Below are 10,263 nucleotides of genomic sequence, written 5' to 3'. Positions count from 1 at the left end.
CGTCGGCGCACCGGTCCCCGACGTGACCGCGGCGCTCGCCGAGCTCGCGCAGGAGTACGCCGACCAGGGACGCGGTTTCGAGCTGCGCAACGTCTCCGGCGGCTGGCGCTACTACACGCGCGAGGAGTTCGCCCCGGTGGTCGAGGCGTTCGTGCTCGACGGCCAGCGGGCGCGGCTCACCCAGGCGGCCCTCGAGACGCTGGCCGTGGTCGCCTACAAGCAGCCGGTCTCGCGGGCGCGGGTCTCCGCGATCCGTGGCGTGAACGTCGACGGCGTGATGCGCACGCTCCTCACCCGCGGACTCGTCGAGGAAGCGGGGGAGGATCACTCGACCGGCGCCCACCTGTACCGCACGACGACGTACTTCCTCGAGCGGATCGGCGTCACCTCGCTCGACGAGCTGCCCGAGCTCGCGCCGTACCTCCCCGACCTGGACGACCTCGACGACCTCGAGGACGAGCTGGGTGGGTCGCGGGCCGTGGTCCCGACCGGCTCGACCGACGACACCGGCTCCTACGACGGCAGCGACCCGGCCGAGGCCACGTGAGCGGACCCGACCTGGAGCGGGACGAGGACGGCCTCGTCCGGCTGCACAAGCTGCTGGCCCGCTCCGGCGTCGCCTCGCGGCGCAAGTGCGAGGAGCTGATGCTGGCCGGCGAGGTGAGAGTCGACGGTGAGGTCGTGACCCGGCTGGGCACGAAGGTCGACCCGACCGCCGCGGTGATCCGGGTCTCCGGTCACCGGCTCCCACCCATGTCGCCGAACGTGTACCTCGCGCTCAACAAGCCCGTCGGTGTCACGTCCACGATGTCGGACCCGCACGCCGAGCGCACGTTGGCCGACCTGGTCGGGGACCGCCCGGAGCGGCTGTTCCACGTCGGGCGCCTCGACACCGACACCGCCGGGCTGCTGCTGCTCACCAACGACGGCGAGTTCGCCCAGCGCATGGCCCACCCGTCGTACGAGGTCGACAAGACGTACGTCGCGGACGTCGCGGGCGTCGTCCACCCGAGCACGATCAAGCAGCTGCTCGCGGGCGTGACCCTCGACGACGGTCCGGTCACGGTCTCGTCGGTGAAGCTGGTCGGCGGTCGCGGCACCCGGGACGGCTCGATCCTCGAGCTGGTGATCCACGAGGGGCGCAACCGGATCGTCCGGCGGCTGCTCGAGCACGTCGGTCACACCGTGCGGCAGCTGACACGGACGGCCATCGGGCCGGTCCCGCTCGGCCGCCTCGGGGTCGGGGAGATGCGCGAGCTGACCAACGACGAGCTCGGCGCCCTCTTGGACGCCGCCAGCCTCTGAGCGGTCGCGCGGTTAGGGTCGGGACGTGGCAGTCAGGGCGGTGCGCGGAGCGACCCAGCTCGATCTCGACGAGCGCGAGCACATGCTCGCCCGGGTCACCGAGATGGTCACGGAGGTGATGGACGCCAACGGGTGGGACGTCGACGACTTCATCTCGATCATCTTCACCGCGACCACCGATCTGGTCTCGGAGTTCCCCGCCTACGCCGCGCGGATGCTGGGGTTCACCGACGTGCCGTTGATCTGCACACGTGAGCTGGAGGTCGAGGGTTCGATGCCCCGGGTCGTACGGATGATGGCGCACGTCGAGAGCGACCTACCACGGGCCGACATCACCCACGTCTACCTGCACGGCGCCGCGGCGCTGCGGCGCGACCTGGCCCGGGTCCGCACGGTGCCCGACACGTCTCCCACCGCCGAGCACGATGAGTGAGGACCTGCCGCAGCCGGTGCTGATCGTGGGCACCGGCGTGCTGGGGACGTCGCTCGGTCTCGCGCTGCGGCGCCGCGAGGTCGAGGTGCTGCTCAGTGACCGCAACGCCGAACACCTCCGCACCGCCAGCGGGTTGGGCGCCGGCCATCCGTACGCCGGTCAGCAGGTCGGCCTCGTCGTGGTGGCCGTCCCGCCTGACCACGTCGGGTCGGAGGTCGCCCGTGCACTCGCGGACACCGATGCCCTCGTCACCGACGTGGGCAGCGTCAAGACGGCGCCGCTCCGTATGCTGGACGGCGTCTCGGGCATCGAGCGGTACGCCGGTGGCCATCCGATGGCGGGCAGCGAACGGTCCGGCCCCCTGGCGGCCACACCGACGCTGTTCGACGGCCGACCGTGGGCCGTGACGCCGCACGCTCGCTCGTCGGCGGCCGCGACCGCGGCGGTCGATGAGCTGGCCCGGCTGGCCGGGGCGAGCGTCGTACGGCTGAGTCCGGAGGAGCACGACGAGGCCGTCGCCCGCACGTCGCACCTGCCCCACCTCCTGTCCGTGCTCGTGGCCGGCCGCCTCGCCGATGCCCCCACCGACCACCTCGCGCTCAGCGGCCAGGGCGTCCGGGATGTCACCCGGGTCGCGGGGGGAGACCCGTCGCTCTGGCAGCAGATCGTGACCGGGAACGCCGCGGCGGTCGCCGGGCTCCTGACCCAGGTCCGCGACCAGCTCGACGTCCTCATCGACGCCGTCGCCACCGGAGACCGGGCCTCGCTCGGCGAGATCCTGGAGCTCGGGGTCGCCGGCACGCGCGCGATCCCGGGTAAGCACGGCGGGCCGTTGCGTCCCACGGCGTCGGTGTTCGTGTCCGTGCCCGACCACCCCGGCGAGCTGGCCCGGCTGTTTGCGGACGCGGGCGCCAGCGACGTCAACATCGAGGACGTCCACATCGACCACGACCCCGCCCGCGACACCGGACTGGTCGAGCTCGTGGTCGACGAGACCCGCGCCGACCACCTGCAGACCTCCCTCGGCGGGCGCGGTTGGGAGACCCACCGCTGAGGTTCGGCGAATCACGCCCGGCCGCACCCGGCCACTAGTCTGAGCGCTTGGCCCGGCCCTCCGACGAGCAAGGACATCCAACCGTGAGCGCACGCACCGGCGTGGTCGTCGCGATCGACGGTCCCTCCGGCTCGGGCAAGTCCAGTACGTCGCGCGGCGTCGCGATGCGCCTCGGGCTGCGGTACCTCGACACCGGCGCGATGTACCGCGCGGTGACGTGGTGGATGCTGCGCCACGGTGTCCCGGTCGACGACCCTGCCGCCGTCGCCGAGCGCTGCGGGGAGCCCGAGATCGACACCGGCACGGACCCGGAGCGCCCCACGATCACCGTCGACGGCACCGACGTCGCGGCGGCGATCCGCACCCCGGAGGTGACCGGTTCCGTCTCGCAGGTGAGTGCCGTGCCCCAGGTGCGCGCCCGGCTGCTCGAGCTCCAGCATGCGGCCATCGGCGGCGCGCTCGACGGGCCGGGGATCGTGGTCGAGGGGCGCGACATCGGCGCCGTGGTCGCCCCGGATGCCGACGTGAAGGTCTACCTGACCGCCGAGGCGGCCGCCCGGGCCGCGCGCCGCGCCGCCGAGGAAGGTGGGGCAGATGTCGCCGTGACCGAGTCGTCCCTGCTCGCGCGCGACCGGATCGACTCCACCCGCATCGCCTCACCGCTCACGATGGCCGAGGGCGCCGTCCACATCGACAGCACGCCGTACACCCTCGAGGAGGTCGTCGACCTCATCGTGGGGCTCGTCGAGGCGTCGAGATGAGGAACGGGCACCACCCGCCCACGTGGCTGCTGCACGGCGGGCGGCCGGCGAGCCGCTGGCTGATCCGCCGCAGGTACGACGTGCGCGAGCACGGCACCGGATACGTGCCTCCCCAGGGCCCGCTGATCGTCGCCGCCAACCACACCGGCGTCATCGACGGACCGCTGCTGGCGATCTTCGGCCCGCGGCCGGTGCACGCGCTGACCAAGGAGGAGATGTTCCGTAGCAGGCTCGGGCCGCTCCTCCGGGTGACCGGTCAGATCGAGCTCGACCGCTTCGCGACCGACCTCCGTGCCGTCCGCACCTGCCTGCACGTGCTCGAGCACGGGGGAGCGGTGGGCATCTTCCCGGAGGGCAACCGCGGCGCCGGCAACCTCACCCGCTTCCGCAACGGCGCGGCGTACCTCGCTCTGGTCACCGGCGCCCCGATCGTCCCGCTGATGATGTTCGGCACCCGGCCGAAGGCCGGCGGCAGGGATGCGATGCCGGCCCGTGGCGCCGTACTCGACCTGGTGTACGGCGCGCCGTACCGGGTCGCGCGCACGCCGTGGCCGCGGACGCGCACGCTGGTGGCCGCGACCAGTGATGCGCTCCACGCCCGGATGCTGGAAGACCTGGCCGCCGGCCTGGTGTTGACGGGACAGACCATGCCGGGTCCGATCCCCGGTGACGAGGAGAAGGACCGCCCATGACCACCTACGACCTGACCGAAGCCCCGGCCGGACCGGTGCCGGTGCTCGCCGTGGTCGGCCGCCCGAACGTCGGCAAGTCCACCCTCGTCAACCGGATCCTCGGCCGCCGCGAGGCCGTCGTCGAGGACGTGCCGGGCGTGACCCGCGACCGGGTCTCGTACGACGCCACCTGGGCCGGCCGCGCGTTCACCGTCGTCGACACCGGCGGCTGGGACCCCGACGCCCGGGGCGTGGCCGAGCGGATCAAGGAGCAGGCCGAGATGGCGGTGACCCTCGCGGACGCGGTGCTGTTCGTCGTCGACGCGACGGTGGGCATCACCGATGCCGACGAGGCCGTCGTCCGGGTGCTGCGGAAGTCCCAGAAGCCGGTGGTCCTGGCCGCGAACAAGGTCGACGACGAGCGTGCCGAGGCCGAGGCCTACGGCCTGTGGAACCTCGGCCTCGGCGAGCCGTTCTCGGTCTCGGCGCTGCACGGCCGCGGGTCCGGCGACCTGCTCGACGCCGTCCTCGCCGTGCTCCCCGAGCCCCCGGCGGAGTCCTTCGAGGAGGAGGCCGGCCCGCGTCGGGTCGCGATCGTCGGCAAGCCCAACGTCGGCAAGTCGTCGCTGCTGAACCGCCTCGCCGGCTCCGAGCGCGTCGTCGTGGACTCGGTGGCCGGCACGACCGTCGACCCGGTCGACGAGCTGATCGAGCTCGGCGGTCGTGAGTGGCGGTTCATCGACACCGCCGGCATCCGGAAGCGGGTGAAGGAGGCCTCGGGCCACGAGTACTACGCCTCGTTGCGGACGTCCACGGCCATCGACCGGGCCGAGGTCGCCGTACTGGTCCTCGACGCCGACCAGACCATCTCCGAGCAGGACGTCCGGATCCTGCAGACGGTCAAGGACGCCGGCCGGGCACTCGTCATCGCCTTCAACAAGTGGGACCTGGTCGACGAGGAGCGCCGTCACTACCTCGAGCGTGAGGTCGACCTGGAGCTGGTGCAGGTGCAGTGGGCGCCACGGATCAACGTCACCGCCCGCACCGGCTGGCACGTCGACCGGCTCGTGCCGGCGCTCGACAAGGCGCTGCAGGGTTGGGAGACGCGGGTGCCGACCGGCGCGCTGAACGCGTTCCTGGGGCGGCTCGTGGCCGAGCACCCGCACCCCGTGCGCAGCGGCAAGCAGCCGAAGATCATGTTCGGCACCCAGCCGTCGGTCGCGCCACCGACGTTCGCGCTGTTCACCTCCGGCAAGCTCGATGCCGGCTACGAGCGCTTCATCGAGCGCCGCCTCCGCGAGGAGTTCGGCTTCGCTGGCACCCCGATCGTGCTGGTCCAGCGGGTGCGCGAGAGACGCAAGCGCTGACGCTGGACGTCGTGCCGTGAAATCGCGGGCAGGCCTCAACCGCCGCGTGAGACGATGCCGACCATGGTCACGATGCATCAGGTGGTCGCCTTCGGCCTGGTCGCGCTGGTCCTGATCGCCATCCCCGGCCCGAGCGTGGTGTTCACGATCGGCCGGGCGCTGACGTACGGGCGCACGGTCGCGCTGACGACGGTGGTCGGCAACTCGTTCGGCCTGCTCGCTGTGCTGATCCTGGTCTCGCTGGGGCTCGGCAACCTCGTCGCGACGTCCGACGTGGCGTTCGAGGTGGTCAAGGTCGGGGGTGCGATGTTCCTGATCTACCTCGGCTTCCAGGCACTCCGTCACCGGCACGGCATCGAAGTCAGCTCCGGGGACGACGCCCCGGCCATGCGCGGCGTGCGTGCCCTCCGGCAGGGCTTCATGGTCGGCTTCACCAACCCGAAGGCCTACGTGATCTTCGCGGCCGTGCTGCCGCCGTTCATCGAGCGCGACCGCGGCGGTGCGACCGTGCAGATGCTGCTGCTCGGGCTCGTCGCGTTCGTGATCGGCCTGTGCTCCGACAGCCTGTGGGCGCTGCTCGCCAGCCAGCTGAGGCGCTGGTTCAACGCATCGCCCCGGCGCGGGCGCGCGCTCGGCACGGTGGGCGGCATGTCGATGATCGGACTCGGAGTGGCCGTGGCCGTCGGCGGACGCCCGGACACCGCATGAGGTCGCGCACCAGTCTGCGTGCGACGACGCTCGGGGTCGCGGCCGCGCTGGCGGTGGGTGGCGCGACGTACGCCGGGGTCGCCAGCGGACGGTCGTCCGCGCCGGACGCCGCACGGCCGGTCCTCGGGACGTCGTGTCCGGTGTTCCCGGCGGACAACTGGTGGCATGCCGACATCCGCAAGCTCCCGGTCGACCCGAGGAGCAAGGCCTGGATGTCGCACATGTCGAAGGGGGTGGACCTCCACCCCGACTTCGGTCCGTCGTTCGGGCAGGGACCCAACTACGGCATCCCGATCACCGTCGTGAGCAAGAGCCATCCGCGGGTGCGGGTGCACTTCCAGTACGCCGACGAGAGCGACCGGGTCCGCTACCCGCTCGGCACGGACACCCGGATCGAGGGCGGACGACACTCGTCGGGCGACCGGCACGCGATCGTGGTCGACAAGGACGCGTGCCGTCTCTACGAGACGTTCGCGACCCAGAAGCGCAAGGGCAGATGGCACGCCGGCTCCGGGGCGGTCTGGTCGCTGACCTCCGATCGGCTGCGGCCCAAGGGGTGGACCTCCGCCGACGCGGCCGGGCTGCCGATCCTGCCGGGGCTACTGCGATGGAACGAGGTGAAGCACCGCGACATCGACCACGCCATCCGGTTCACCACGAACATCACCTCCGACCACTTCCTCTGGCCGGCGCGCCATCAGGCCGGGTCCACGCGCAGCTGGAAGTACCCACCGATGGGTGCGCGCTTCCGGCTACGCGCGTCGTACCACCCGACGGGCTTGGGGCCGCAGGCCATGGCGGTGGTCAAGGCGATGAAGAAGTACGGCCTCGTGCTCGCCGACAACGGCTCGCCGTGGTACTTCCAGGGCGAGCAGAACGCGAAGTGGCCGGATTCGCTGATCGAGCAGCTCAAGCGAATCCCGGCACGAAAGTTCGTCGCGGTGGACACCTCGTCGCTGATGGTGAAGAAGAACAGCGGCGCCACGCGCTGAGCGGTCGGGTCAGCTCTCCAGCGCCGCGTCGAGCGTGATCTCGACGCCGGTGAGGGCCTTGCTGACCGGGCAGCCGACCTTGGCGGCGTTCGCAGCCTCCTCGAAGCCGGCCGCGTCGAGCCCCTCGACCCGGCCCCGGACGGTCAGGACGATGCCCGTCAGACGCAGGCCGCCCGCAGGGTCTGGGCCGATCGACACGTCGGCCTGGATGTCGAGCGCGATGTCGGTGCCTCCGGCGCTGCCGATGATGCCCGAGAGCGCCATCGCGTAGCAGGACGAGTGGGCCGCCGCGATCAGCTCCTCGGGACTCGTGGTGCCGTCCGCGGCTTCGGCCGTGCGGCGCGGGAACGACACGTCGTACGTCGCCAGGCCGGAGCTGACGAGCTCGACCCGGCCGGTGCCGTCGTTGAGGCCGCCAGTCCAGGCGGTGCGAGCAGTACGCGTCGGCATGGTGTCTCCTAGGGGGTTGTGGTGGTGAGCTCACCTCTCAGGGCGCGCGTCACTCCGTCCGAGGTCCTGTGGGTGAGACCGCCGTCTCCGGTCGTCAGCGGTGGCTGGTCTTCTCCCTCTTGTCGGGGAGCTGGTCGTAGCGGACGGCGCCGGCCAGGGTGGTCGCGGCGATGGAGTAGATGAAGTACAGGAACAGACCCGCGGAGAAGCTGAGGGCCATGCAGAGGATCGCCAGGAACAAGAAGATGTTCGCGATGGTGAGGTTAGACATGGGGCACGTCCTTGTGGGATACGCCCTCCGCACGACTGAGCCTCGCCGGTGGGCGACTATCTGATCCTGTGCCCAAAGGGTCCTCACTTCAAACCCTCATTTGGGTGACGCGCGGAGCTCACGCCACGGGTCCGGACATCAGGGTCACCGACGCGATGTGCGAGGTGCCGTTCCGATCGGTCCACGAGACCCGCACCCGATCGCCGGGGGAGTACGTCGTGATCGCATCCCGCAGCTGGGTGGCCGTGCGCACCGTGGTGGCTCCGACCCGCGTGATCGTGTCTCCTGCGGTGATGCCGACCCGGGCAGCCGGCGTTCTCGGGTAGACGACGCCGACGCGGGTGCTGGACCCGCCGAGCCCCAGCCCGAGGAACGCGGGGGAACCGTAGTCGTACCTGGCGTTCTCCGTGCCGTTCTCGAGCTCGCCGGCGATCCGGGTCACCTTCGCGATCGGGATCGCGAACCCGACCACGTCGTTGCTGCCGGTGGAGGCCGCCGTCGTCATGCCCACGACCTCACCGCCGTCGTCGTACGTCGCGCCGCCGGAGTCGCCGGAGATGACGTCGCTGCTGATCTTGATCAGCCCCCGCAGCTTCTCGCCGCCGCGCCCGAGCTCGCTACTGGTGGTGATGTTCTGCCCGGTCGCGAGCACGTCACCGGCCGCGGCCGAGAACGTGGAGGTGCTGCCCCCCGCATCGCCGACTGCGGTGACGGCGTCGCCGACCGAGACTCCGTCGGTGTCGGGCGTGACCGTCTGCAACCCGCTGGCGTTCTCGAGCTGGAGCACGGCCACATCGTCCTTGGCGTCGGTGCCGACGACGGTCGCCGTGTAGGTCTGGCCGGTGCTCATCACCGTGACCTGGAGCTTGGTCGACCCCTCGACGACGTGGTGGTTGGTCACGACCTCACCGGTGCTGGTGAGGATCATGCCGGTGCCGGCGGCCCGGCCGCCCTGGTACTTCAGGGTCGAGGCGATCCGCACCAGGCCCGTCAGCTGGCTGTCGGTGGCCGGAGTCCCCCTCGAGGCCGAGTCGAACGGCGTACCCCGGCCGCCCGGCCCGGTGAACGGCGTACCGCCGAAGGGCGCCTCTCCGAATCGCTGACCGTTCGGCACCTGTCCCGCGTAGCTGCTCGGTGGACCGCCGGCAGCGGGATGGCCGTGGTCGTCGAGGTGTCCCAGGAGGAACCCGGCGCCCGCCGCGCCGGCGACCGCGGCCAGTGCGGTCCCGACCGCGAGGAGGCGCGGCCCGCGACGCCGCGGGGGAACAGGCGGCGTCGCGGACGACCAGGCAGGCGGCGGGAGAGGTGCTCCGAACCGGGCAGGGTTGACCTCGGGGTTCACGTCCGGGGTGGCTTCCGCCGGGACCTCGGGCGTGTGCTCGGTTGGTCGCGGGTCCTGCTCGTCCATGAGGCTCCTCCTCGTCGGGTGCCTCCATCAAGCCCGGCAATCCTCGGAGGAACCTGTGAGCCGGCTAGGACGTGGGTAGCCGCTGGGGAAGAACTTCCTGAGACGTGGACGGCCGATCACGGTCGATCGGGTCGATTCCAGCGCGCGGGCGGCGCTGCGGTAGCCTTCACTCCGCTTCGCGGCCGGCCGCTGTGGGGCATCGGGCTGTGGCGCAGTTTGGTAGCGCACTTGACTGGGGGTCAAGGGGTCGCAGGTTCAAATCCTGTCAGCCCGACCGAGAGAAATGTGCCTCTGATCTGCGCGAACTCTTCGGCTGTGCGGATGTTAGCCTAGGTTCGTGCCACACGTGTGCCACACGCAGGCCGATCTGACACGCACTCATCTGCCGATGAGCGTGCACTGAGCACCCGCACAGTCTGTTGGACCTAAGGTCATCCCGAGAGGTTGATGCCGCAGGCGGTGACAAAGTGTGGGTGAGGTTGCGGGCCGGACGGGTGGCGAAGCCCGACGGCAAGGGAGTTGGGGTTGTGCACCGGCACGGTGAGGGCTCACCTGTTGCGGTGTGGCCGGGGTCAGACCGCGTTAGCCTGCGGTTTCCGGTAGCGGGCCAAGGTGATCGCACCGAGCGGAAGGATGAGGACTGAGTAGGTGAAGCGCCACAGCAGCGCAGCAGCGAGCAGGGGGTCATCTGGGGCGGTGCTCAGTTCGAAAAGCATGGTGATCAGAACTGCGTCAACTACGCCGAGCCCGCTGCCCGTGATCGGGATCACCGCTCCCGCCCAGAAGGCGATCGCAAATGCTGCAAATGCCGCAGCCATCGAGAGCTCATCGCTATGTACGCCG

General features: G+C 71.1%; 13 protein-coding genes and 1 tRNA gene. 10 read left to right on the top strand and 4 right to left on the bottom strand.

Features of this window, described 5'->3' with window-relative positions:
- From scpB to VGJ24_RS00445, 9 genes are all read left to right on the top strand, one after another.
- The coding region (scpB, locus tag VGJ24_RS00485; RefSeq protein WP_331498468.1) for an SMC-Scp complex subunit ScpB at nt 1–547 on the top strand (547 nt) is incomplete at its 5' end.
- Nucleotides 544–1,305, top strand: coding sequence for a pseudouridine synthase (locus VGJ24_RS00480; protein WP_331498467.1), 762 nt, complete (start codon nt 544–546; stop codon nt 1,303–1,305). The genes scpB and VGJ24_RS00480, both read left to right, overlap by 4 nt.
- A 25-nt stretch (nt 1,306–1,330) precedes the next feature.
- The gene (gene aroH, locus VGJ24_RS00475; RefSeq protein WP_331498466.1) at nt 1,331–1,738 is read left to right on the top strand and encodes a chorismate mutase; all 408 of its coding nucleotides are present in this window, start codon (nt 1,331–1,333) and stop codon (nt 1,736–1,738) included.
- The gene (locus VGJ24_RS00470) at nt 1,731–2,792 is read left to right on the top strand and encodes a prephenate dehydrogenase (RefSeq protein ID WP_331498465.1); all 1,062 of its coding nucleotides are present in this window, start codon (nt 1,731–1,733) and stop codon (nt 2,790–2,792) included. The genes aroH and VGJ24_RS00470 overlap by 8 nt, the downstream gene beginning before the upstream one ends.
- 83 nt (nt 2,793–2,875) lie before the next feature.
- A complete protein-coding gene (gene cmk / locus VGJ24_RS00465) occupies nt 2,876–3,553 on the top strand; it encodes a (d)CMP kinase (RefSeq protein WP_331498464.1) in 678 nt (225 codons plus the stop codon).
- Entirely contained in the window at nt 3,550–4,245 is a 696-nt protein-coding gene (locus tag VGJ24_RS00460) for a lysophospholipid acyltransferase family protein (protein WP_331498463.1), read from the top strand. The genes cmk and VGJ24_RS00460 overlap by 4 nt, the downstream gene beginning before the upstream one ends.
- Nucleotides 4,242–5,591, top strand: a complete 1,350-nt coding sequence (der, locus tag VGJ24_RS00455) for a ribosome biogenesis GTPase Der (RefSeq protein WP_331498462.1) — start codon at nt 4,242–4,244, stop codon at nt 5,589–5,591. The genes VGJ24_RS00460 and der overlap by 4 nt, the downstream gene beginning before the upstream one ends.
- A gap of 63 nt (nt 5,592–5,654) precedes the next feature.
- Complete coding sequence (locus VGJ24_RS00450; protein WP_331498461.1) at nt 5,655–6,299, top strand: LysE family translocator; 645 nt, start codon at nt 5,655–5,657, stop codon at nt 6,297–6,299.
- A complete protein-coding gene (locus VGJ24_RS00445; protein WP_331498460.1) occupies nt 6,296–7,291 on the top strand; it encodes a hypothetical protein in 996 nt (331 codons plus the stop codon). Before VGJ24_RS00450 ends, VGJ24_RS00445 begins: the two co-directional genes overlap by 4 nt.
- Before the next feature lie 9 nt (nt 7,292–7,300).
- Here the strand turns inward: VGJ24_RS00445 and VGJ24_RS00440 are convergent, their stop codons facing one another.
- The 3 genes from VGJ24_RS00440 to VGJ24_RS00430 all read right to left on the bottom strand — a co-directional run bounded on the left by VGJ24_RS00440 (nt 7,301) and on the right by VGJ24_RS00430 (nt 9,420).
- Nucleotides 7,301–7,741 carry an OsmC family peroxiredoxin gene (locus VGJ24_RS00440; protein ID WP_331498459.1) on the bottom strand — a complete coding sequence of 147 codons (441 nt, stop codon included), beginning with the start codon at nt 7,739–7,741 and terminating at the stop codon, nt 7,301–7,303.
- A 94-nt stretch (nt 7,742–7,835) separates the two neighbouring features.
- On the bottom strand, nt 7,836–8,012 hold the full coding sequence (locus tag VGJ24_RS00435; protein ID WP_331498458.1) for a hypothetical protein: 177 nt from the start codon (nt 8,010–8,012) through the stop codon (nt 7,836–7,838).
- A 118-nt stretch (nt 8,013–8,130) separates the two neighbouring features.
- Nucleotides 8,131–9,420: a S1C family serine protease gene (locus VGJ24_RS00430; RefSeq protein ID WP_331498457.1), complete on the bottom strand. Its 1,290-nt coding sequence runs from the start codon at nt 9,418–9,420 to the stop codon at nt 8,131–8,133.
- Between the two features lie 200 nt (nt 9,421–9,620).
- Between VGJ24_RS00430 and VGJ24_RS00425 the strand changes: the two genes are divergently transcribed.
- A tRNA-Pro gene (locus VGJ24_RS00425) sits at nt 9,621–9,694 on the top strand.
- Nucleotides 9,695–9,992: 298 nt separating this feature from the next.
- Here VGJ24_RS00425 and VGJ24_RS00420 read toward each other — a convergent pair.
- Nucleotides 9,993–10,263 (bottom strand): hypothetical protein (locus VGJ24_RS00420; protein ID WP_331498456.1); only part of this gene is annotated, 271 nt, incomplete at its 5' end.

This window comes from Nocardioides sp., from assembly GCF_036493135.1.
GTDB lineage: Bacteria > Actinomycetota > Actinomycetes > Propionibacteriales > Nocardioidaceae > Nocardioides.
Note: the sequence above shows the minus strand (reverse complement) of the source record. Positions and strands in the feature narration are given on the sequence as shown.